Source organism: Desulfosarcina sp., assembly GCF_046496365.1.
Classification (GTDB): Bacteria; Desulfobacterota; Desulfobacteria; order Desulfobacterales; family Desulfosarcinaceae; genus Desulfosarcina.
In genome coordinates this window covers 1-22,445 of record NZ_JAWOHB010000099.1, presented here as the reverse complement: position 1 = coordinate 22,445, position 22,445 = coordinate 1, and the positions used below count along the sequence as shown (strand labels likewise).

Annotated in this window: 19 protein-coding genes; 4 read left to right on the top strand and 15 right to left on the bottom strand. The window is 57.0% G+C overall.

The window, feature by feature from the left end; genetic code table 11:
- Window position 1: 1 nt before the first annotated feature.
- The 15 genes from R6V78_RS07720 to R6V78_RS07650 all read right to left on the bottom strand — a co-directional run bounded on the left by R6V78_RS07720 (window position 2) and on the right by R6V78_RS07650 (window position 15,858).
- Window positions 2-475 (bottom strand): hypothetical protein, encoded by a 474-nt coding sequence (locus R6V78_RS07720; protein ID WP_410288762.1) that lies wholly within the window; start codon window positions 473-475, stop codon window positions 2-4.
- A gap of 184 nt (window positions 476-659) precedes the next feature.
- On the bottom strand, window positions 660-1,721 hold the full coding sequence (selD, locus tag R6V78_RS07715; RefSeq protein WP_410288761.1) for a selenide, water dikinase SelD: 1,062 nt from the start codon (window positions 1,719-1,721) through the stop codon (window positions 660-662).
- Window positions 1,722-1,764: 43 nt separating this feature from the next.
- Window positions 1,765-2,007: a hypothetical protein gene (locus R6V78_RS07710; protein ID WP_410288760.1), complete on the bottom strand. Its 243-nt coding sequence runs from the start codon at window positions 2,005-2,007 to the stop codon at window positions 1,765-1,767.
- 238 nt (window positions 2,008-2,245) lie between these two features.
- Window positions 2,246-2,953: a FadR/GntR family transcriptional regulator gene (locus R6V78_RS07705; protein WP_410288759.1), complete on the bottom strand. Its 708-nt coding sequence runs from the start codon at window positions 2,951-2,953 to the stop codon at window positions 2,246-2,248.
- Window positions 2,950-4,239 (bottom strand): (Fe-S)-binding protein, encoded by a 1,290-nt coding sequence (locus R6V78_RS07700; protein WP_410288758.1) that lies wholly within the window; start codon window positions 4,237-4,239, stop codon window positions 2,950-2,952. Before R6V78_RS07700 ends, R6V78_RS07705 begins: the two co-directional genes overlap by 4 nt.
- Before the next feature lie 4 nt (window positions 4,240-4,243).
- Window positions 4,244-5,632 (bottom strand): FAD-binding oxidoreductase, encoded by a 1,389-nt coding sequence (locus tag R6V78_RS07695; RefSeq protein WP_410288757.1) that lies wholly within the window; start codon window positions 5,630-5,632, stop codon window positions 4,244-4,246.
- A 13-nt stretch (window positions 5,633-5,645) separates the two neighbouring features.
- On the bottom strand, window positions 5,646-6,311 hold the full coding sequence (locus tag R6V78_RS07690; RefSeq protein WP_410288756.1) for a lactate utilization protein C: 666 nt from the start codon (window positions 6,309-6,311) through the stop codon (window positions 5,646-5,648).
- Entirely contained in the window at window positions 6,304-7,734 is a 1,431-nt protein-coding gene (locus tag R6V78_RS07685; protein WP_410288755.1) for a LutB/LldF family L-lactate oxidation iron-sulfur protein, read from the bottom strand. The genes R6V78_RS07690 and R6V78_RS07685 overlap by 8 nt, the downstream gene beginning before the upstream one ends.
- A complete protein-coding gene (locus R6V78_RS07680) occupies window positions 7,724-8,482 on the bottom strand; it encodes a (Fe-S)-binding protein (protein WP_410288754.1) in 759 nt (252 codons plus the stop codon). The genes R6V78_RS07685 and R6V78_RS07680 overlap by 11 nt, the downstream gene beginning before the upstream one ends.
- A 26-nt stretch (window positions 8,483-8,508) precedes the next feature.
- Entirely contained in the window at window positions 8,509-9,852 is a 1,344-nt protein-coding gene (locus tag R6V78_RS07675) for a TRAP transporter large permease subunit (protein ID WP_410288753.1), read from the bottom strand.
- Window positions 9,853-9,874: 22 nt separating this feature from the next.
- Window positions 9,875-10,381 carry a TRAP transporter small permease subunit gene (locus R6V78_RS07670; protein WP_410288752.1) on the bottom strand — a complete coding sequence of 169 codons (507 nt, stop codon included), beginning with the start codon at window positions 10,379-10,381 and terminating at the stop codon, window positions 9,875-9,877.
- Between the two features lie 74 nt (window positions 10,382-10,455).
- Window positions 10,456-11,610: a TRAP transporter substrate-binding protein gene (locus R6V78_RS07665; protein WP_410288751.1), complete on the bottom strand. Its 1,155-nt coding sequence runs from the start codon at window positions 11,608-11,610 to the stop codon at window positions 10,456-10,458.
- A gap of 269 nt (window positions 11,611-11,879) precedes the next feature.
- Window positions 11,880-13,922, bottom strand: coding sequence for an acyl CoA:acetate/3-ketoacid CoA transferase (locus tag R6V78_RS07660; protein ID WP_410288750.1), 2,043 nt, complete (start codon window positions 13,920-13,922; stop codon window positions 11,880-11,882).
- 329 nt (window positions 13,923-14,251) lie between these two features.
- The gene (mce, locus tag R6V78_RS07655; RefSeq protein WP_410288749.1) at window positions 14,252-14,656 is read right to left on the bottom strand and encodes a methylmalonyl-CoA epimerase; all 405 of its coding nucleotides are present in this window, start codon (window positions 14,654-14,656) and stop codon (window positions 14,252-14,254) included.
- 20 nt (window positions 14,657-14,676) lie between these two features.
- Entirely contained in the window at window positions 14,677-15,858 is a 1,182-nt protein-coding gene (locus R6V78_RS07650) for a pyridoxal phosphate-dependent aminotransferase (protein WP_410288748.1), read from the bottom strand.
- Between the two features lie 407 nt (window positions 15,859-16,265).
- On the opposite strand from R6V78_RS07650, the gene R6V78_RS07645 reads away from it, so the two are divergent.
- From R6V78_RS07645 to R6V78_RS07630, 4 genes are all read left to right on the top strand, one after another.
- Window positions 16,266-16,604, top strand: a complete 339-nt coding sequence (locus R6V78_RS07645) for a P-II family nitrogen regulator (protein ID WP_410288747.1) — start codon at window positions 16,266-16,268, stop codon at window positions 16,602-16,604.
- A 53-nt stretch (window positions 16,605-16,657) separates the two neighbouring features.
- A complete protein-coding gene (locus tag R6V78_RS07640) occupies window positions 16,658-18,067 on the top strand; it encodes an ammonium transporter (RefSeq protein WP_410288746.1) in 1,410 nt (469 codons plus the stop codon).
- Window positions 18,068-18,394: 327 nt separating this feature from the next.
- Window positions 18,395-21,037, top strand: coding sequence for a [protein-PII] uridylyltransferase (gene glnD / locus R6V78_RS07635; protein ID WP_410288745.1), 2,643 nt, complete (start codon window positions 18,395-18,397; stop codon window positions 21,035-21,037).
- 69 nt (window positions 21,038-21,106) lie between these two features.
- On the top strand, window positions 21,107-22,396 hold the full coding sequence (locus tag R6V78_RS07630; protein WP_410288744.1) for an ammonium transporter: 1,290 nt from the start codon (window positions 21,107-21,109) through the stop codon (window positions 22,394-22,396).
- Window positions 22,397-22,445: the final 49 nt, after the last annotated feature.

Genomic DNA, 22,445 nt, shown 5'->3' with positions numbered 1-22,445 from the left:
CCTAGGCGCCGGTGCGTCGGTCGGCAAACCGGCGGGCTGCACCTTGCATCATGCGCGTCAGGTGGAAATAATAATGCAGACTGCCCATCAACAGGGCTCCCCCGATAGCAGTGTAAACGATGGCCTGAACACTTTTGGGGATCGAGGACTGCCGCAGGACAACGCCAAAGGCAATCATCGTCATGATGATCAGATAACCTTGCCAGGCCTGGAACGCAAAAAAACAGCCCCGCTGCGGCAATCGCCGCAGCCGCCGGATGTTTTTCCGGGCGATCCCGCTGAACCCCCAGCGAAAAGCCATCGCAGCCAGCGCCAGTCCAGCCAGCATAAATCCAGTGCCACGCATAAACCCTTCAGGAGCCAGCCATCCGAGCCCGGTGACCAGCATCATGAGGCCGACAAGACTCCACACCACTCCCGAAACGGCAAAGAGCCAGCACTTGGGAACAGCCGGTTTGAGGTGCGAAAGGGTCATGATCAGTCCATGCAGCAAGCCCGGCAGCAAAGCTGGAACTCCGGGAACCGCGGGGATGCGCTATCAAACGCCGTCTGGTGTGCCATTTCCGGTGAAACCGTCAGGTGCTGATCACCTTATCAGCCACCTGCATGGCGGTGACGATATCCAGCATGTTGTTTTCCTGCTGCCTTGTGGTGGCAGGTCAAATCACCTGAATGATCCCTGCCGGGTAATCCACCACCTCGCCGATGATGGTCGCATGCTCCACACCTTCGCTTTGCAGATGGTCCACCAGGCCGTCTGCCGAAGTCGGTGCAACGGCAATGCACAAGCCACCTGAAGTCTGAGGATCATAGATGATGTCCTGCATACCCGGATCCACACCCTCATCCATGTCTACCATCGACGTTCTGAAACTGCGGTTTTTGTGCGTGCCGCCCGGCACCATGCCCATCGCTGCAAATCCGAGCGCGACGTCAATGATCGGCAGTTTTTCCAGGAAGATCTTCAGTCCTAATCCGGTGCCCAGCACCATTTCCGCCAGATGGCCGATGAGCCCGAAGCCGGTGATGTCCGTACAGGCATGCACCGGGTACTCTCGCATCACGGTGGCGGCAGTCCGGTTCAGCGCGGCCATGATGGCGGTGACTTTCCGGGTAATCTCTCCCGAAGCCAGATTGCCTTTGATGGCCGTGTTGACGATACCCGTTCCCAGTGGTTTGGTGAGCACCAGGCGATCCCCCACCTTGAGCCCCTGTTTGGTCAAAATCCGGTTGGGATGGATAAACCCGGTCACAGAGAGCCCGTATTTGAGTTCTTCGTCCTCCACACTGTGGCCGCCCAGCAACACCGCACCCGCTTCTCTGACCTTGTCGATTCCTCCCTGGATCACCTCCCTGAGGACGGACAGCGCCATGCGTTTAAGCGGAAAGCAAACCAGATTCATGGCTGTTTTCGGCTCCCCGCCCATGGCATAGACATCGCTCAGTGCATTGGCGGCAGCGATCTGGCCAAACCAGTAGGGATCGTCCACCACCGGTGTGAAAAAATCCACCGTCTGAATCAGGGCCAGATCCTCGGACACTTTGTAGACCCCTGCATCGTCGGCCCGGGAAAGGCCCACCAGCACATTGGGGTCTGTTGGAAAATCCAGCCCGCATAATGCCTTGTCCAGGTCCCCTGGAGGCAGTTTTGACGCTCAGCCGGCCCCCTTGACCGTTTCAGTCAGGCGAAGGGGTTTAGGGGATGGGTTATTTTCGGCCATGTTGTTTCTCCCGGTCAGAGGGTAAATGGGGCAGTGTGGGTTTTCATTCCCTTGAGACCTCACCCGTCAAACCGGCGGCGGCATTGAGCTCTTTAATCAACTGACCCATATTCAGGTTGTATCGGTCAGCCAGCTGCTGGACCGTATCAAACAGTGCCCCGCAGCAGATGCACGCGCCCGCGCGACTGTCCCACGCCCTGAACACCGCCTCGGTTGTGCGGTATCGGCTTATGATATCCAATACCGTCATTCGGGGTACAATGCAAGCCGACCCATATTCAGCCATATTCCCCCTATCTGCCGCCATTCCCGCCAAAGTAAACGCCGTTGCCGGGAAAATCAAATTGGTAAAATCGATACGGCCACCAGCCCCCATTGAAAAAGACAATTTCATTGCCTGCAGTCAAAACGGATTGGGTCCGCATAAACCATGCGGGTGCAAGTTTTTTATCAGCAGTTGGTATCGGAGCAGCAGATAGGAAAAAGCCCGCCAGGGGAAACGACCCCCAAAAAATGCCGCTGCCTTATTGGCGGCTGCTGAAAAAGCGGATTACATAATTGATATGATTTTGCATGGTTTTGTAGGCGGCCTCGGCATCACCGCTGCGGATGGCCTGAAAGATCGCCCTGTGCTGTTGCAGAATCGCCACGATGTTCTCCGGGTCCTGGTAAAGGTGCAGCAGGTTTTCCCGGATTCCAACGTGCAGAAAGTCAGAAACATTCTTCATGATATAGATCTGCATGGGATTTTTGGTTGCCAGAGCAATCGCCATGTGAAAGGAAAGATCGCCCTCGGTACCCAGGCCGCCGCTGCGGGTATCGGTCTCCATATCGTGGATGGCCTTTTCAATGGCACCCAGATCGGCCGCACTGGCCCGCTGGGACGCCAGCGACGCGGCGGTGCACTCAATCCCCATGCGCATTTCCATCAGGTCGATCAGGCTGGCATCCTGGGTCTCCATGACCGTGGCCAGCGGAATTTTCACCGTTTCGTCCATCGAACGCACGAAGGTACCCTGCCCCTGGCGCTGCTCCAGGAACCGCAGGGTGACCAGCTTGTTAATGGCCTCCCGGACGGAGTTGCGGCTGACGTTCAGGGCTTCGGAGAGCTCCCGCTCGGTCATGATTTTCTGGCCGGGCTGGTAGTCGCCGCGGAAGATCAGCTCCCGCAGCTGGTCAAACACCTGATCGGAAATGCGTTTGGGATTGATGGGCTTGAGTCGGATTTTCATTTTTTCAGGGCTTCCGCATACAGTTCGATAGGATGCCGTACAGCAACATTCGCGCCGGCCTGGGAGAGCATGTCCGAAATCTGGATCATGCAAGCCGGACATCCCGTGGCGACTACATTGGCACCGGTGGCGATGATCTGGGCCGCTTTTTTCATTCCGATGCCTTTGGAGATGTCATAATATTGAAGGTTGAAACTGCCACCCATGCCGCAGCACCAGTCGGGCTCGGCCATCTCGACCAACGTGCATCCGGAGGTGGCCTTGATCACGGCACGCGGTTCGTTGAATACCTTCAGGCTTTTCTTCAAATGGCACGGATCGTGGTAGGTGACGGTCCCCGCTTTACCCGTAGCGTTCTTCAGGGGCTGGAGTTTTGCCTCCTTGACCAGGAACTGATTGATGTCCATGGTCCGCCGGGCCAGCCGGCTGGCAGCATCGCGACTGCGTGCATCGGCCATCTTCGGCCAGACTTCACGGATGGTGGATGTGCAGGTGGCGCAGGCGGTGACCAGAAAGTCGAACGCTTGGTTATTGAAGCGTTCCAGGTTATGGCCCAGCAGTTTTTGAAAAGTGGGAAGATCACCGCTGGACAGGGCCGGAATGCCGCAGCAGCCCTGGTTTTCGGGAAGGTAGACCCCCACGCCGCAGTAGTCCAGCACTTCCAGCGTACTGTGGGCGATATTGGGAAACATCTTGTCGATGAGGCAGCCCGTGAACAGGGCCACCTTGAGGCCCGAGGCACCGGCCGGCCGGTCCAGAGACGGCACCTGGCGATGAAAGGGAACGGCTGCCAGGGTCCGAAAATGGCGGTCCTGGATCAGGGGGGAGATCACCCGCGCACAGGAAGTCCCAATAATGTCGTTGACCGGCCGGGTAAAAATCCTTTGAAAGCGAGCCCCCCATTCGGTCAGATGATCGAACAGCTTGGGGTTGGCCAGCAGGCCTTGCAGGATCAGGCGCTTGGCCGGCGAGAGCCCCATGAAGCCGGTCAGAATGGCCCGGGCCTTGAGAAAAATTTCCTGCACGCTGACGCCGCTGGGGCAATTGGCGGCGCAGGAGCCGCACAGCAGGCATTTGTTGAGTCTTTGGTAGACGCCCTCGGGATCGTCGAACATGGATTCCATCAGGCCGTTCAGCAGCGCCAGCTTGCCGCGGGCCACGTCGGCTTCCCGTCCGGTCTGGTCGAACACCGGGCAGACCGCTTGGCACATGCCGCATTTCATACAAACGACGAGCTGATTTTCCAGTTCCCGCATAAGGCGGGCCAGTTCTTCCATGGATGCCATGGTGCTATGCCTTTGCGGGGATGATTTTGCCCGGGTTGAGAATGTTGTTGGGGTCCATGGCGCGTTTAATCCGAGAAGAGAAAAGGATGGTTCCGGCGCTGGTCTCCTTCTCCAAATAACGGCACTTGGCGAGACCGGTGCCATGCTCGCCGGAAAGGGTCCCTCCCATTTTCAACGCTTCGTCAAAGATGTCGTCAATGGCCTTCTCCACGCGCTCCCATTCGGCGGCGTCCCGTTTGTCGGTCAAGATGGTAGGATGCAGATTACCGTCGCCGGCATGCCCGAAGGTGCCGATGGTCAGGTCATAACGGTTGGCGATCTGTTGTATGGCGACAACCATTTCCGGAAGGCGGCTGCGGGGCACCGTTGCATCCTCCAGCACCAGGGTCGGTTTCAGCTGGGCCAGGGCGGAGAGAGCGGCTCGGCGGGCTGCCCAGACCCGGTCCCGTTCGGCCGCATCCCGGGCGACACGCACCGAGGTCGCACCCATGGACCGGCAAAGGGCCTCCACCCGATCGGCGTCTTCTTCCACCTGCACCGGATGCCCGTCCATCTCCACCAACAGCATGGCCGCCGCGTCTTTCGGCAGACCGGCTTTGCTGAAATCTTCCACCGCCCGGATGGTGAAATTGTCGAGGAACTCCAATGTGGCCGGAACGATCCGCGCGGCGATGATGGCAGCCACGGTTTCGGAGGCCTTTTCCAGGGAGTCGAAGACGGCCATCATGGCCTTGCGATGGGCCGGCAGCGGGATCAGCTTGAGGATGATTTCGGAAAAAACGCCCAGGGTACCTTCCGAGCCCACCATCAACCCGGTGAGGTTGTAGCCGGTGGCACATTTGACGGTGCGGGACCCGGACTTCACCAGGCGGCCCTCCACGTCGAAGAAGCTCATGCCCATCACGTAGTCGCGGGTGACCCCGTATTTCAGGCCGCGCAGCCCTCCGGCATTTTCGGCCACGTTGCCGCCGATGGTCGAGACAGCCTGGCTGCCGGGATCGGGCGGGTAGAACAGCCCTTTGGCTTCCACGGCCGCGGCCAGTTTGGCCGTGACCACGCCGGGCTGGACCACGGCATACATATCCGCTTCGTTGATCTCCAGGATGGCTTTCATGCCGTTGGTAACGATGACCACTCCGCCGGGAAGGGGCACCGTACCGCCGCTCAGGTTGGTGCCGGCACCCCGCACAGTCAGGGGCACGCCGTTGTCGTTGCACAGACGCACCGTCTTTCCCAGGGCCTCGATGGTGGTGGGCCGAACGATCAGTCCGGGCTGGACCGGTTCGACGACAGCGGCATCGTAAGAGTAGGTGTGCAGATCCGTGGCATCGGTCCACGCGTTATCGTCACCCACGATGGTTTTAAACTGACGCACAAGCGATTCGGCGATCATGACAAATTACCTTTTATTTCCGTATCAACAGGACCAGTTCTTTAGGCCCGTGGACCCCGAACACCAAGGTAAACTCGATGTCGGCGGTCTTGGACGGGCCGGATATCAACACGGCGTTGGTGGGCATGCCGTCGGCCCATTTTTCGACGGTCATCATCTCGGCCAGCGAGTTGTAGATCGTGTCGGCATCGAGCACCGCCACGTGGACCGGCGGCACCAGGGACATCAGCCGCGGTTCGTTCGGTGTGGGCCAGAGGACCACAGCGCCGGTGTCGGCCACCCCCGAGCGAACGCTGGTTATCCCGACATCGATCTGAAAAAGATCCGCCTTGAAGGTCTCCACCGGCTCGACATAGGCCACCAATTCCGGCAGTCCTTCGGCATTGGATGTCCATGACGCTTCGATTGCCGGGCCGATCGGCGCCCCCGGGCCGTACAGGAGCCGTTTCCAGCCCCGCTCCCGGGCCAGTTCCTTGAACGTGTCGATCCAGGTGTCGGTTTCCACGATGTGGACCTCGGTGCGCATGGCCGTCATCATCGCTGCGAGGTGTTCCATCCTGGCATCCCGATCGAGCGACAACTCTTGCGGCAGTGGCGCCTCTGGAACCACGGTCTGCTCCGTACCGGCGGCATGCAGGCGGACCAATATACGATCACGGGCCTTGTGCGGATTACTCATCTATCACCCCTTCCTTGCGCACACATTCATGCAGGCTGGTACGGGCCACTTTGGGCGACGAGCGGACGCGTGTCCATTTTTTGAGTGGACCGGCTTTGGGCATGCGTTTTCCAATCTTTCCAGCCAGGCGGGTGCCCATTTCATTGAGCACCGGCGAACGGTTGACCAGTTCCCAGCCTTTCCACACCAGCGTCTCGGCCACATTTTTTTTGTAGCCCCCACCCGCCACCACGGCACTGCCGTCCTGGTCGTAGCTTTCATTTCTCAAGCGACGGATTAAATCGGGAATCGGAATTTTCACCGGGCAGACTTCACCGCAGGCGCCACAAAGACTGGATGCGGTGGCCAGCACCCCGGCCCGTTCGAGCCCCTCCATTTGCGGGGTCAGGATTTTGCCGATGGGACCCGGATAGACGTGCCCGTAGGCATGGCCGCCGATGCGAACGTAGACGGGACAATGGTTCAGGCAGGTGCCGCAGCGGATGCAAAGCAGGGTCTGGCGGAACTCTGGATCGGCCAGCATGCGCGAGCGGCCGTTGTCCAGAATGACCAGGTGTACCTCCCTGGGGCCGTCCTTTTCACCCGAACGGCGGGGTGATGTGATCATGTTGACATAGGTGGTGATCATCTGCCCGGTGGCCGATCCGGTCAGCAGCCGCAGCAGGGGCGGCACGTCGGCAAGCTTCTCGATGACCTTTTCCAGTCCCATCACGGCTACGTGCACATCGGGTGCCGTGGTGCACATGCGGCCGTTGCCCTCGTTTTCCACCAGCAGCAGGGTCCCGGTTTCAGCGATGGCAAAATTGACGCCGGAGAGTCCAACCTTGGCCGCGGCAAAGCGCTTGCGCAGCACCCGTCTGGCGATGGCGGTCAGCTCCTCCACGTTTTCCGTGTATGGCGTGTCCGGAATTTTGTCGTGGAAGATGGCGGCCACCTCATCCTTGTTCTTGTGGATGGCCGGCACGATGATGTGCGAGGGTGTCTCGTGGTTGAGCTGGATAATGAACTCGCCCAGATCGGTCTCGATGGCTTCGATATGGTGTGCCTCGAGAAAATGGTTCAGGTGCATCTCCTCCGACACCATCGACTTGCCCTTGACGATGTCGTGGGCATCGTGGCGACGCAGGATCTCCAGCACGATGCCATTTGCCTGGGCCGTGTCTTCAGCCCAGTGGACCTGGATGCCGTTTTTGGTGCAGTTGGCTTCGAGTTGCTCCAGCAGACGGGGCAGCTGCTGCAGTGCACGACGCTTGATGGCATTGCCGGCCGAGCGAAGTTGTTCCAGGGCTGCGTTGTCCGGAAAGACCGCTTGACGCTTGGCGACCAGGATGTCCATGGCCTTGCGCAGGTTTTTGCGGAGCTGATCGTCTTTCAGCGCACCGTCGACATTGCGTGCGAAGTCGAATGCCGTCTCATTGCCCATTGATTCTCTCCCACAGGAATTCGGCCAGGTGCTTGCCGGCGATCGCCACATTGGCATGTTCCATGGCTCCGGTGATGTTCATCAGGCAGCCGCAGTCTCCGGCCACGAGCGTCGCGGCGCCGGTTTGACGGATATCCGCCACCTTGTCCTTGACCATGGCGGCCGAGATCGACGGCTGCTTGACGGCAAACGTTCCACCGAACCCACAGCATTCCGTTTCGCGCTGCAGTTCCACCAGGGTCACGTTTTTCAACTGTTCGAGCAACGCCTTGGAATACCGAATGACATCCATCTCGCGCAAGGCGTGACAAGAGCTGTGCCAGGTGATCGTCAACGGGTCGCCCCGGTCTTCGAGCTTCACCGCCAGCACCCTGACCAGATACTCGGACAGCTCATAAACCCGGCCGGAAAAACGGCGCGCGGCCTCTTCTTCCGGCGTGCCGGAAAACAATTTCGGGTAGTGGTGCTTCATCATGCCGGCACAGGATCCGGACGGCACCACAACCGGGTACGGTTTGGCAAACACCCTGATCTGCTTGAGGGCGACAGCCCTGGCCTCCCGGGTAAAACCCGAATTATAGGCCGGCTGGCCGCAGCAGGACTGGTCCCGGGGAAAAATAACCTTCAACCCCTGGGCTTGCAGCAGCCGGATGGCCGCCATCCCGGCATCGGGATAGACGGCATCCATCAGGCAGGTCCCGAAAAAATAAGCCGTGTCGGATCCGGCGGCATCATTGCGGGTCTTCATATAGGTCACCTCTAAGGTGAACGGCATCACCTGCCGAAGAAAACAGCCGGCAGCCACAGTGTCATCGAAGGAAAGACGGCCATGAGGATCAACCCGATGACCTGCAGGATCACAAAAGGAATGATCCCGCGGTAAATGTGCATCATGGTGTAACCCGGGGGGGCCACCCCGGCAAAATAAAAGAGCGCGTAGCCGAAGGGCGGCGTCAGAAAGGAGCACTGCAGGTTGACGCACAACACCAGGGCGAACCAGAGCGGATCGAAGCCGATGTCCATGGCGATGGGCAGAAAAATCGGCACGGTGATCAGCAATATGGCCGCCCAGTCGATGAACATCCCCAGGATGAAGACGATGAACATCATGATGAAGAAGACAACCCAGCGGTTGAGTCCCGAGCCGACCAGAAGATCGGCGACCACGTCCCCGCCGCCCATTCCCAGAAAAACGCTGCTGAAAAAAGTGCCGCCGATGAACAGCAGCATCACCATGGATGTGGTTTTAAGTGTGGCGGAGCAGGCTCTGCGGATCACTTCCCAGGTGAGTTTGCGTTTGATCAGGGCCAGAATCAGGGCCCCCAAGGCGCCCATGGCGGCCGCTTCGGTGGCCGTTGCCACCCCCATCAGGATCGTGCCCATGACGGCAAAGATCAAGGCCGCCGGCGGCAGCAGGGATTTGAGCGTCATGCCCCACTTCTGTGCGGCGGAGTACTTGGCGGCCTCCTCTTTACTGATGGGGGGCCCCAGTGAGGGGTTGAGGGTGCAGCGCGTCCAGGTGTAGAGCATGAACAGTCCGGAAAGGACGATGCCGGGGATGATCGCGGCGGCGAAGAGGTTGCCGACCGTGGTCTCCTTCATCCCGGCCAGACCGGCAAAGACAACCATCATGATGCTGGGCGGTATCAGAATCCCCAGGCTGCCGGCCGAACAGATCAGGCCGGCGGTCAGTTCCTTCTGGTAGCCGCGCTGGATCATGGGGGGCGCGGCCAGCAGGGTCATCCCGACCACCGAAGCGCCGATAATGCCTGTGGTTGCGGCAAAGACCGTGCAGACACCGATGACCGCCAGTCCCAGGCCGCCTTTCAGGGCGCCCAAGACCACATAGAGGGCATCGAAAAGCTCGTCTGAGACCTTGGAGCAGTCCAGCAGGTTGGCCATGAAGATGAACAGGGGGATTGCCACCAGGGTGTAGTTGTTCATCAAACCCCAGGCCAGGTTGGCGAACTGCATGAAGAGCCCGGTAAAGTTGAAACCGTAATCGATCAATCCAAAAAGGGTGGCGACTCCGGCCAGGGTGTAAGCCAGGGGGTGCCCCAAGGCAATGGAGAGGAGCAAAATGGTGAACATGGCAACCGTGAGAAATTCGGCACTCATGGGTGATTACCCCTTTCGGTTCTCAATTGGCCTTCGCGTTGAGGGCGACATGAAGATTATGCAGCAGAGAGCCCAGGCCCTGCAGCCAGAGCAGAAAGAAACCCAGAACCATCAGGATCTTGACAGGCCAGATGGGCGGCGCCCAACTGGTAGAGGCCAGTTCCCTCATGGACGTGGAGAGGAGGGCGAACTTGCCGGCGAAAACCGTCATCAGCGTCATGAAGGGAAAGAAAAAAACCAGCAGCGTGACGATCTCCAGAATGGCCTTTTTACGGGGTACCAGGCGACTGCTGAAGATATCCACGCGCACATGGCCGCTATGGGCATCGGTATAGGAATATCCCAGGATGAAATGCACGCCGTAGATGAAGATGGTCAACTCGAAGCCCCATGACGTCGGCGCGTTGAAGGCGTAGCGCATGAAAACTTCGTAGACCGCGACAAAGAGCATGGGCAGCATGAGCAGGGAACTCCAATCCCCGGCCTTGCGGTTGAATTGGGTGATGGTATGGGCTGTTTTTTCCAGCATATCAATCGATCTCCCCTGATGTGGGCGATCCTGTCCTGCAGGACAGGATCGCCGCAATGGCTTCTATGGCCGGATTACTCCATGGTTTTGCCGCCGACGTATGTTTCATAAGGCCAGGGCGTGACGCCGCCGCGGATCTCACGCCACTCGGCATAGTCCTGGATGAAAGCTTCCTGGGACTCCAAAGCTTTCTTGGCATCCGGGAACTTCGCCTTGATTTCATCCAGATACGTTTTGGTAACCTTGCGGAACTCGATCATCGTTTCGGTATCCATCTTGACGAACTCGACCTTCTTTTTAAACAGCCGGATCGCTTCGGGGTTCAGACTGTTGGACCAGTTGTAGCTCCACAGCTGAGTCTCCTTGGCGGCGATATCCACGATCCACTTCAGGTCCTGGGGCAGCTTGTCGTATGCATCCTTATTGAAAAAAAGGGCGCACTGAATACCGGGCTGATGAACCCCGGGCTGGATGACGTACTTGGTGATCTCGTCGAAGCCCAGCGGCACGTTCATGGCCGGTGTGGAGAACTCGGCCGCATCGATGACGCCGCGCTCCAGGGCCAGGTAGATCTCGCCGGCCGGCAGCGGGGTGACCGAAGCGCCCAGGTTGTTCAGGATGTCCATGTACCAACCCACGGTACGTACGCGCATACCCTTGAAATCTTCCATCTTGGTGGCGCGCTTGCTGGAGAAAAGCCCCATCTCCTGACCGCATTGGCCGCCGGGCAGGGCAAAAAGATTGAACTTGCCGTAAAGTTCCTGCATCAACTCCAGCCCGCCACGCTCATATAGCCAGATGTTGTATCCTTCGGCGTCCAGGCCGAAGGGCACCGATGCAAAGGCGTTGAAAGCTTCGTTTTTACCCTTCCAGTAACCGGGCCAATCGTGACCCACCTGGGCAGCACCCTGGCTCACGGCGTCGAGACTCTGCATGGCCGGGACCAGTTCGCCGGCGGAGAAGGGCTTGATGTCCAGGCGGCCGGCGGAAGCCAGACGCACACTGTCACAGAAGTGGGCCGCAATGTCGTAGAAAAGGATGCCCTTGTCCCAAGGCATGACCATCTTCCAGCGGATGGTCTCGGTAGAGGTTTTGAAATCGATCTTTTTGGCCACAGGGGTGCGCTTGTCCGTTCCGAACTTTTCACGCTTTTCCGCCGCAAATGCGGCGGTGGTGAGAAAACAAAGGACAAAAGCAATGCACAACATGCTGCTAAACGCTTTTTTCATGACTGTCTTCCTCCCTCTTGATCAAATGGGTTGCGAGCACCTGAACCGAAAACGAATCAACCGGCCGGAAACCGGTAGGTTGAAGGGATTCACCTCCTTTCTGGACCATCAAACGTTTTTGTTGAAGGATAAAAGGTTTGAAAACCATATGGTCATACCAATGATCAGTTCGAATATTATATTACCCGGAGCCTGTCAATAATAATTTTATGCTCCAGAGGATGAACGGCATTCATTTTTTTCTTTAGCAGGATCGGGTACGAAATGTGTCAAATTGGCTGCTCATTGTGCAGCGGCCCATGAATTGGCCGGCTTTTCCCTTTTAGCGCCGCTTCAGCCTCCTCCCGGCTTTCATAGATGTGCGGCGCCAGCTTGCGTTCCTGGAGTGCTTCGCCGATTTTCATGCGCAGGAAGGTGCTGGTTGTATAGCGGGTAACACCGGTGTAATAGCGGTTCACCAGTCCCTGGACCATGTCGGTATACGCGCCCACCAACTCCGGCAAAATGCTGAAATTATCATAATTGACCACGGCGTAGACCCGATGGTGCAAGGGATCCAGAACCTTAACCACGGCGGACCGGACTTTTTCGATATCCGCAACGGTGCGAATCGCATAGCCTTCGAAATTGACGAAAAAAAGGTTTTCACGCTGATCATAGACCAGGCGCTTTTCCAGGGAGACGGCCAACAGATGCTCCTTGAGCCCCATGGGTTCGGGACTGAAAATCCGTTCGTCCATGAGCGCCGGTGTCCCCTTGATCACCGGTTTGAACTCCATGTGTTGCAGGATGTCTTTGTCCAGGTCGATCCCCGGGGCGACTTCGACCAGTTCCATGCCGTGCGGCGTCAGCGAGAAGACGCATCGTTCGGTAACATAGTACACCGGCTGTTTTTTGGATACGGCGTAAGCACCGGAAAAGGTAACATGCTCAACCTGTTTGACAAACTTTTTCAGCCGGCCTTCCTGATCGATGGACAACTTGCGATCCCGGACCGAAACCTTGAGACCGCCGGCGGTGAACGTGCCCACAAAGACCACTTGCTTGGCGCTCTGGCTGATGTTGATGAATCCGCCGGCACCGGCCAGCTTGGGGCCGAACCGGCTCACATTGAGATTGCCGGCTTCATCGGCCTGGGCCAGGCCCAGAAAGGCCAGATCCAGCCCGCCGCCGTCGTAGAAATCAAACTGGGAAGGTTGGTCGATGAGGGCCTCGGTGTTGACCGCGGCACCGAAATTGAGGCCGCCGGCCGGCAATCCGCCGATCACTCCCGGCTCCGCCGTCAGGGTCAGGTATTCGATGATCTTTTCCTCGTTGGCTACACTGGAGACGCCTTCGGGCATGCCGATGCCCAGGTTGACCACGCTGTTGGGAATCAGCTCGAAGGCGGCCCGCCGGGCGATAATCTTGCGGTCTCCCATCGGCATGGGCGGCAGGGATTGAACCGGCACCTTGATTTCACTGCTGAAAGAGGGGTCGTACCGGGTGCCGAAGGTCTGCCAGTGGTTTTCAGGCTCCGAGACGACCACGCAGTCCACCATGATCCCGGGAATCTTTACCTGCCGCGCGTTCAAGGTGCCACGGTCGGCCACGCGCTCGACCTGGACCATGACGAACCCCCCGGAGTTTCTGGCCGCCGTGGCAATAGCCAGCGCTTCGAGGGTGAGGGCTTCCTTCTCCATGGTGATGTTGCCGTCCGTGTCGGCAGTGGTTCCACGCAGAATGGCCACGTTAATCGGAAAAGTCTTGTAAGCCAGGTAGTCATTGCCATCGAACTGCACCCGTTCCACCAGGTCCTCGGTGGTGACACCGTTCATTTTTCCGCCGCCATTGAGCGGATCAACGAAAGTTCCCAGGCCGACGGTGGTGATGGTGCGTGGTTTGTGGGCGGCAATGTCCCGATACATATGAGAAATGACCCCCTGGGGCAGATTGTAAGCTTCAATTTTGTTGTCCAGCGCCAGTTTCTGCAGCTTGGGAACCAATCCCCAGTGGCCGCCGACAACCCGCTTCACCAGGCCCAGGTGCCCCAGATGGTTCAGCCCTCGATCCTTGCCGTCGCCCTGGCCGGCGGCATAGACCAGGCTGAGGTCCCGGGGACGATCGTGCTCCAGAAAATACACTTCCAGGGCGATGGCGATCTGTTCGGGAAATCCGATGCCCACGAAGCCGCCTGTGGCGATGGTATCACCGTTGCGGATGATGCGGACAGCCTCTTCAGCCGACACAACCTTTCCTTTTTTAGCCCGGTCAGGAGGTAAAGGGGAGAGCATTGGGTGCATAGTTGCAGACGCGATGGCTTTCTTTTCCATGAAAGGCTCCTGGAATTTTATTATTTGCGTTTGATTCCAATGACAACGGCTAAAAGCGGCTATTGGTATGACCAATATGGGCAACTGCATCTAAATGGAAAACAACAACTGCCGTAAAACTTGAATGGATGGGCGTTTGGATCCAAATAAAGGACGGGACTTGCGTGCGTCGACGCCAGCCACGATAAATGCTTGCTGCTGAAGCTGCATCGAATTGACCACAGCGCAACAGACCTCACCAGGGTCGATCGCAAACAGGGGTTAACCGGAGCGGCTGCCAGCCGCTCCGGTATGAATGGCTAGCGCCGCTTATGCTGGAACATGGCCAATCAGTCGCGCTGGCAAAGCTCGACCAGCACGCCGTTGGTGGCCTTGGGGTGCAAAAAGGCAATCTTGGCGCCACCGGCACCGATTCTGGGCTGTTGATCGATCAGTTGAACCCCCTTTTCCTTCAGTTCGGCCAGGGCGGCATCGATATTTTCGACCCTGAAGGCCACATGCTGAATGCCCTGGCCCCGCTTTTCGATATATTTGGCCACCGGACCGTCCGGTGCAGTGGACTCCAGCAGTTCCACTTCGCTTTCACCAACGGGGAAAAAAGCCGTGGTGACCTTCTGTTCGGCAACGGTTTCGGCGCCTTCGAATTCCAGCCCCAGAACGCCCGACCAGAACGCCTTGCCGTCATCGATGCTGTTCACCGCGATGCCCAAATGGTCGATTTTCAAGATTTTCATGCGCCACACCTCCCTTTATCTTACTGATATTTTTTCATAACCTTCCTGAATCCCGGCAGAGCGTTGACGATGGTCCGGTCGTCAACGCAAAAGGCAATCCGGAAATGCCCGGGGCCGGCGAAACCGCTGCCCGGAACCACGAGGATCAGTTCCTGCTGCAGCGCTTTGACAAAGGCCACATCATCGGCAATCGGCGTGCGCGGGAACAGGTAAAACGCGCCCGCCGGCGTGGTAAATTGATAGCCGGCATCAGCCAGCCCGCTGCACAACAGATCTCTTTTGTGTTTGTACTCGCCGATGTCTACACTCATCCCCTGCATGCAGGCGACCACCCGCTGCATCAGGGCCGGTGCATTGACAAAACCCAGAATCCGGTTGGTCAGGGCCATGCCGGCCATCAGCTCTTTTTTATGGGTGGCGGCAGGGTTCACCGCTGCAAAGCCGATGCGTTCACCCGGGATGGAGATGTCCTTGGAATACGAGGTGGCAATAATACTCTGGTCATAACATTGGAATATAGAGGGAACCTGGGCATCGTCGTAAACAATCTTTCGGTAAGGTTCATCGGAAACCAGGTAGATGATGCGCCCATAATCGCGGCTCTTTGCGACCAGCAGCCTCCCCAACCCCTCAAGGCTTGCTTGGCTGTATATCTGACCGGTGGGGTTGTTGGGCGAATTGATCAATACCACCTTGGTTTTTTCGCTTATGCCATCTTCCAGCGCGTCGAGGTCGAGGGTGAAATCGGGTCGGGTGCTGACCATTTTTAGAACGCCGCCATGATTATCCGCATAGAACCGATACTCCACAAAACACGGTGTGGGCGTCAACACTTCGTCACCCGGGTCCAGCAAGGCCTTGAAAATAACGTTGAGGGCACCTGCAGCCCCGCAGGTCATGATAATATGGTCAAAGGTGATGTCTACGCCCTGCTCTTTGGTCAGGTAATCGGCAATGGAGACGCACACCTGGGGATAACCGGCCTGGGGCATGTAGCAATGATCACCGAGTCCGCAGGAATCCACCGTGTCCCGCAGAATCTCATTGAACTTTTCCGGCGGCGGAAGGTTGGGGTTGCCCAGGCTGAAATCAAACACCTTTTCCGCACCGTGTTGGGCCTTGAGCCGGGCGCCTTCTTCGAACATTTTGCGAATCCATGACGATTTGGCCATGATGTCGTTGATCTTACGTGCCACGGTCATCTCTCTTTTCTCCTGTACCTGCTCAAGCGGCTCGCCTGATAGGGACTGCCGCACCTTGAATTGAAAACCGACAATGCCATAACTTATGGAGATCCCCAAGAAAATTCAAGCGATAATTTCGGCCATCTATCCGCTTCACATTCAATCCGGGGCAATGTGTGCACCATAAATAACATTATTGTAATTTATTCTATTATTATTACTGTTTTTGTATTTTATTTTCCCAAAATCATAAAAAATGTATTTTAACATTGGGCCTGACTCGGTGTTAAGATTAATTTTTACTAATTATTAAAGTTGGTTGCATTATTTTAGGCCGTGGTGGCACATCGGTTGCTGTGTACCCCTGCAACCAGCAGCCCATACCCGGAATCGCGCAACCTTTTAATTTTCAGGAGATGCCACCCATGAAGAAGATCGAAACGATTATCAAACCATTCAAGCTGGATGATGTGAAAGACGCACTAAACCGCATCGGCGTGTCGGGCATGACCGTAAGCGAAGTTAAAGGATTCGGGCGCCAGCGCGGTCACAAGGAAATCTATCGCGGCGCCGAATACCAGACCGACTTCGTACCCAAAGTCAAAATCGATCTGATTGTGGATTCGGACATGGCGGACAAAGTGGTTTCGACCATCATCGAGGTGGCCAAAACTGGCAGTGTGGGAGACGGTAAAATCTTCGTCATGCCCATCGAAGGGGCCTACCGCATCCGAACCGGCGAGTCGGGCAAGGAGGCCATTTAAGTGTTTCCACTTTTTCACATGACCACCACCCCTATCTTAAAAAGGAGCCAAAAATGAAACTGAAAACCCTCAGCCTGCTGATCCTGTTCGCCCTGATGAGTGTCCCCGCGGCCATGGCCGCCGATCCCGAGCCCACCGTTTTGACCAACAAGGCAGCCATCGACCTGGTTCAGACCCACGCCAACTATCTGTGGACCCTGGTGGCTGCCGCGCTGGTGTTTTTCATGCAGGCCGGCTTTGCCATGGTTGAGGCGGGCTTCACCCGCGCCAAGAACGCCATCAATATCATGATGAAAAACCTGATGGACTTTTCCATCGGCTCGATCGCCTTCTGGGCCATCGGATTCGGCCTCATGTTCGGTGCCACCTCCACCGGCTGGTTCGGTACCACGGGTTTTTTCCTCAGCGACTTCACACCGGACGGCGATCCCTGGGTGCTGGCCTTCTGGATGTTCCAGGTGGTCTTTGCCGCCACAGCCGCCACCATTGTTTCCGGTGCCATGGCGGAACGCACCAAATTCACCGGCTATATTCTTTACAGCATGGTTGTCTCTGCGATCATCTACCCCATTTTCGGTTCCTGGGCCTGGGGCAGCCTTCTCAACGGCAGCGGATGGCTGGAAGGCTTCGGCTTCATCGATTTTGCCGGCTCCACAGTGGTCCACTCGGTCGGGGGCTGGGCAGCCCTGGCGGGCGCCATCGTTCTCGGCCCCCGTCTGGGAAAATACACCAAAGACGGTAAAACCAAGCCCATCATGGGCCACAACCTTCCTCTGGCTGCGCTGGGCGTGTTCATCCTGTGGTTAGGGTGGTTCGGTTTCAACCCCGGCTCCACAACCACGGCAGACACAAGCATCGCCATGATCTTTGTCAACACCAACCTGGCCGCCGCCGCAGGAGCCTGCCTGGCCATGATCGTCTCCTGGATGAAATTCGGCAAACCCGAAGTGGGCATGAGCCTCAACGGCGCCTTGGCCGGCCTGGTGGGCATCACCGCAGGCTGTGCCAATGTGTCGCCTTCCAGCGCTATCATTATCGGGGCTGCCGCCGGCGTCATCGTGGTCTTCTCGGTCATCTTTTTCGACAGGATTAAAGTTGACGATCCGGTCGGGGCCATTTCCGTGCATGGCGTTTGTGGCGCATGGGGCACCCTGGCCGCCGGCATCTTCAACATCGGCGGCACGACCGGCAGCATCATCGGTGTTCAACTGCTCGGCATTGCAGCGTGCTTTCTCTGGACCTTCCCCATGGCTTTCTTCATGTTCAAATTGATTGACAAGACCATCGGACTGAGGGTTGCGCCGGAAGAAGAACTGGAAGGGTTGGACTACGCCGAGCATGGTGGTATTGCCTATCCGGATTTCGGTGTTTCCACCCATGGCGGGATCTCATCCATTTCCGGTCCGCCATCATCGGGATTACCCAGCTTTGCCGCGTCCACAGAACCGGCCATTCAGTCATAATCGAATCGGTTGCGTAATTTTTATAACATCGACTATCCACCTGCGTTCCTCCCCAAAATGCACCTTGAAGCGCCTGGTCCAGCGGCTTCGAGGTGCATTTTGCATTGGAACCGGTCATTTGCCACCAGTTTTTCATTTTGACCCATCAATTCCAATTTTGTAACTTTTCCGACATTTAAATTACATTTTTGGAACCTTCACGACAATTCCACAGATTCTACAAAAATGTACAAGCAGCCTTTATTATTAAATATAATGTTAACTCTACTGGATGGCACGCGGGTTGCTGTACTCAATCCCCGTTAGCCCAACGCAAAGGATATGGATGTGACCGACAAGATCCACGACAACCTTTACGCCGATGTCTCCCTGACCCTGAAAAAAGGGCGGGCCGCACTCATCGCAGACCTTCAGGCAGGCAAAGCGCCAGAGTTCCTCGATGACCACGCCCGACTCATAGACGACTATTTTCGCCAGAGCTACGAAAAAAGCGTCGTGGGTCCGAAGATGGATATCGCTCGAAACCCATATGCGGTGGTTGCCCTGGGAGGATACGGTCGCGCCGAGCAGTGTGTTTATTCTGACATAGACCTGCTTTTCCTTTTCGAAAAAAGGGTGCCCCGTGCGGCCGAAGAGCTGGTCCGCGAGATCATCTACCCGTTGTGGGACATGGGCCTGGATGTGGGCCATGCCACGCGCTCCATCAAAGAGTGCGTCGCCTTGGCGCGCACCGATTTCGAGGTGCTCACATCGGTTTTGGACGCCCGTTTCATCTGCGGGATGTCGCCGTTGTTTATGAAACTGATGGATCAGGTCCGGACCAAGTTCATCAACCTCAAACCCGACACGATCATCACCTGGCTGGTGGAAACCAACCGGGAACGGCACCGGCGTTTCGGCGATTCTTCCTACCTGCTGGAGCCCAACTTCAAGGAGGGACAGGGCGGATTGCGCGACTATCATACCATGCTGTGGATTGCCAAAATCAAATCCGGCATCAAACAGCGCCGGGATCTGGAGTATTATGGCTATTTCTCCCATGCCGATTTCACCCGCCTGTGCGCCGCCCTTGGCTTCATCTGGAATGTCAGAAACCGGTTTCACCTGATGATGAATCGAAAAAGTGATCAGATTCATCTGGAGCAGCAGCGTAAGCTGGCGGAAGTCATGGGTGTTCAGGCGGTCAACGGCCACCTGCCCGTGGAACAGCTGCTGGGCCAACTTCACAGCCATATGGAGTATGTCAAACAGCAGCACGAGATGTTCCTTTACGAGATGGAACAGAACAAACGACTGAAAAGGAAAAACAAAGGCCTGAAGACCACCCAGGTCCCAGGCCTTAAATTCAATCGGGGCATGCTGAATTTCATCTCGCCGGAAAAGATTCTCAACAACCCTAGACTGTTGATGGACATCTTTGCCGAGAGTGCCGCCCAGAAATCGCCACTGAACAGCGAAGCCAAGCGGCTGGTCAAGGACTTCAGCCACCTGGTGAACAGCAGCTTCAGGAGCGATCCTGAAATCGTGAAGCAGTTCGAGCGAATTCTGATCCGGTCCACGCGGACTTTCGAAGTACTCAACCAGATGCTTAACACCGGCTTTCTGGTGCGCTTCATCCCCGAGTTCAAAGCCGTGGTCAACCGCATCCAGTTCGATCAGTACCATCTCTACCCGGTGGCCCGCCATCTGCTATACACCATAAAATTCTTGAAAAGTTTTGATGCCGATGTTGAAAAACCGGGGGACCCGCTTGCCCACAGCATATTCAAGGAGCTGAAAAAGAAAAAGCTGCTGTACTGGGCGGCCCTGCTCCACGATATCGGCAAAGGAGATCCCGCAAGCGGCCACTCCGAGCGGGGGGCGGATCTGGCCGAAAAAATAATGCTGAAAAAGGGCGCCGGCCCGATCGAAGCCAGAACCGTCGCCTTCCTCGTTGAGCATCATCTGCTGCTGATTCAAACGGCCACACGGCGGGACATCAACGATGAAGAGACCGCCATCACCATGGCCCGGATTATCCAGAAGATTGATCTACTTAAAATGATCTACCTGCTCACCGTTGCCGACTCGATGGCCACCGGTCCCAAGGCCTGGAATGACTGGACATCTTCGCTGCTCAAGAACCTATTTTTCAAGGTGCTCAACGTTCTCGAGCACGGTGAACTCGCCACCGGCCGCGCCGTGAGAACCGTGGAAAAGAAGCGGCAATCCGTGGCCGAGGCCATGCCAGGAGAAATGGCGCCGGACCAGCTGGAAAGGTTGCTCAACTTCATGTCTCCAAGATATCTGCTCTATACGCCTGTGGAGACCATTCCGAAACATGTGCAGCTTTACGCGGCGATCGGCGACCGCCCCTTTGTCTGGAAGGTTGAAAAGTCCCCGGGCGTGGATACCCGCACGGTAACCATTTGCGCCAAGGACCGCCCCGGCCTCATCTCAAGAATAGCCGGCGTTTTCACCTTGAACAACATAGACATCCTGGACGTACAGATTTTTACCTGGCGCAACAACATCGCCCTGGATGTCTTCGAGGTAAATCCCCCGCCGGACCCGATTTTCGAAGATGAACGCTGGGAGCGGGCCCGCCGGAATCTTGAGGATGCCTTGACAGACCGACTGGATCTGGGCAGCGCATTGCTTCGCAAAAGGAACGGTGCCACACCGATCCGTCCATATACGGCTGAGCGCCCTACCGAGATTGTCGTGGACAATGCAACATCCAGCTTTTTTACCATTGTCGAAGTGGTGACATTCGACTTTCCCGGCCTGTTGTACCGGGTGACCGATGCCCTTTTTAAATGTGGCCTGGATATCTGGGTCGCCAAAATCGCTACCAAAGTCGACCAGGTGGTGGATGTATTTTATGTGAGGGATTTTGACGGCCAGAAGGTGGACGCACCGCAGCAGGTAGCGGCCGTCAGGGCAGCCATCAAGGAAATTCTCCCGGGTGAAGATCCGATCCATGGCTGAACAATCTTTCATGGAGAGATCGATAATTGGTCGTTCAACCGGAAAATAAACCCATGAGGAAAACACACCATGAAATTTAAACCCATATGGCTGACCTTGCTGTTCGGATTGATGGCAACTCCGGCGTTTGCCGATGATGTGCTCAATAGCGGTGACACGGCGTGGATGATCGTCTCCACGGCTCTGGTGATGATGATGACGCCGGCCGGGCTGGCCTTGTTTTACGGCGGCATGTCACGCTACAAGAATCTGCTCAACACCCTGGCCATGACCTTTGTGTCCTACTGTCTGGCCAGCGTCATCTGGATGATGTGGGGGTATACCCTCGCCTTCGGACCGAGCCAGGCCGGTATCATCGGCGGCCTGGAACATTTTTTCATGGCCGGTATCGGCGTGGACAGCCTCTCCGGCACCATTCCCACCTATGTATTTGCGCTGTTCCAAATGACCTTTGCCGGTATCACCGTGGCCCTTGTGCTGGGATCCATTGTCGACCGCATGAAATTTTCCGCGTGGATCGTGTTTACCCTGCTATGGATCACCTTCATATACTGCCCCATTGCCCATTGGGTGTGGGGGGGTGGATGGATGGGAGAGATGGGCGCCCTTGACTTTGCCGGTGGTAATGTGGTGCATATCAACGCCGGTGTGGCCGGCCTTGTACTTTCACTGGTGTTGGGCAAACGCGTCGGCTATGGTAAAGAGTCCATGTTCCCCTCCAGTATCGCCCTCACCGCATTGGGTGCGGCGCTGTTGTGGTTCGGCTGGTTCGGTTTCAACGCGGGCAGCCAGCTGGCCGCCGACGGGGTGGCCGCATCGGCCTTTTTGGTAACCAACACCTCCGCTGCTACGGCGGCCTTGGTGTGGATGTTTTGCGAATGGATCGTCACCGGCAAACCGACCGTGCTGGGGATTGCTTCTGGTGTGGTCGCCGGGCTGGTGGCCATCACCCCGGCGGCCGGATTTGTCAACCTGCCCGCTGCGTTGGTTATCGGCCTGGTTTCCGGTTCACTGGGGTATTTTTTTGTGACCGTCGTCAAACAAAGACTCGGGTACGACGATTCGCTGGACGCTTTTGGTGTGCACGGCATGTGCGGTGTCTGGGGGGCCCTGGCCACGGGGCTTTTTGCCAATCCCGCCATTACCGAAGGCAAGGCCGGCCTTTTTTACGGCCATCCCGGGCAGCTGTGGACCCAGTTTGTCTCCATTGTCGCCACCGCCGCTTTCACCGCCGTGGGAACATGGATTGTCGCCTACCTCACCAAGGCATTGACCGGCGGCCTGCGCGTTGAACGTGATGATGAGATCCAGGGCCTGGACAATGCTCTGCACGGCGAACGCGGATTTGAAATTACGTGAACCGGGTTCATCAATTCCGGAGAGGCGTCAATCGCTCTCCCGATCATCA

What these genes read in the sequence shown, in the direction of transcription:
- R6V78_RS07645 (WP_410288747.1), top strand. Translation starts at nt 16,266, where the DNA reads ATGAAGAAGATCGAAACGATTATCAAACCATTCAAGCTGGATGATGTG.
- R6V78_RS07710 (WP_410288760.1), bottom strand. Translation starts at nt 2,007, where the DNA reads ATGGCTGAATATGGGTCGGCTTGCATTGTACCCCGAATGACGGTATTG.
- R6V78_RS07685 (WP_410288755.1), bottom strand. Translation starts at nt 7,734, where the DNA reads ATGGGCAATGAGACGGCATTCGACTTCGCACGCAATGTCGACGGTGCG.
- R6V78_RS07705 (WP_410288759.1), bottom strand. Translation starts at nt 2,953, where the DNA reads ATGAAAATCCGACTCAAGCCCATCAATCCCAAACGCATTTCCGATCAG.
- R6V78_RS07680 (WP_410288754.1), bottom strand. Translation starts at nt 8,482, where the DNA reads ATGAAGACCCGCAATGATGCCGCCGGATCCGACACGGCTTATTTTTTC.
- R6V78_RS07690 (WP_410288756.1), bottom strand. Translation starts at nt 6,311, where the DNA reads ATGAGTAATCCGCACAAGGCCCGTGATCGTATATTGGTCCGCCTGCAT.
- R6V78_RS07720 (WP_410288762.1), bottom strand. Translation starts at nt 475, where the DNA reads ATGACCCTTTCGCACCTCAAACCGGCTGTTCCCAAGTGCTGGCTCTTT.
- mce (WP_410288749.1), bottom strand. Translation starts at nt 14,656, where the DNA reads ATGAAAATCTTGAAAATCGACCATTTGGGCATCGCGGTGAACAGCATC.
- R6V78_RS07640 (WP_410288746.1), top strand. Translation starts at nt 16,658, where the DNA reads ATGAAACTGAAAACCCTCAGCCTGCTGATCCTGTTCGCCCTGATGAGT.
- R6V78_RS07665 (WP_410288751.1), bottom strand. Translation starts at nt 11,610, where the DNA reads ATGAAAAAAGCGTTTAGCAGCATGTTGTGCATTGCTTTTGTCCTTTGT.
- R6V78_RS07675 (WP_410288753.1), bottom strand. Translation starts at nt 9,852, where the DNA reads ATGAGTGCCGAATTTCTCACGGTTGCCATGTTCACCATTTTGCTCCTC.
- R6V78_RS07670 (WP_410288752.1), bottom strand. Translation starts at nt 10,381, where the DNA reads ATGCTGGAAAAAACAGCCCATACCATCACCCAATTCAACCGCAAGGCC.
- R6V78_RS07700 (WP_410288758.1), bottom strand. Translation starts at nt 4,239, where the DNA reads ATGGCATCCATGGAAGAACTGGCCCGCCTTATGCGGGAACTGGAAAAT.
- R6V78_RS07650 (WP_410288748.1), bottom strand. Translation starts at nt 15,858, where the DNA reads ATGACCGTGGCACGTAAGATCAACGACATCATGGCCAAATCGTCATGG.
- R6V78_RS07660 (WP_410288750.1), bottom strand. Translation starts at nt 13,922, where the DNA reads ATGGAAAAGAAAGCCATCGCGTCTGCAACTATGCACCCAATGCTCTCC.
- R6V78_RS07695 (WP_410288757.1), bottom strand. Translation starts at nt 5,632, where the DNA reads ATGATCGCCGAATCGCTTGTGCGTCAGTTTAAAACCATCGTGGGTGAC.
- R6V78_RS07630 (WP_410288744.1), top strand. Translation starts at nt 21,107, where the DNA reads ATGAAATTTAAACCCATATGGCTGACCTTGCTGTTCGGATTGATGGCA.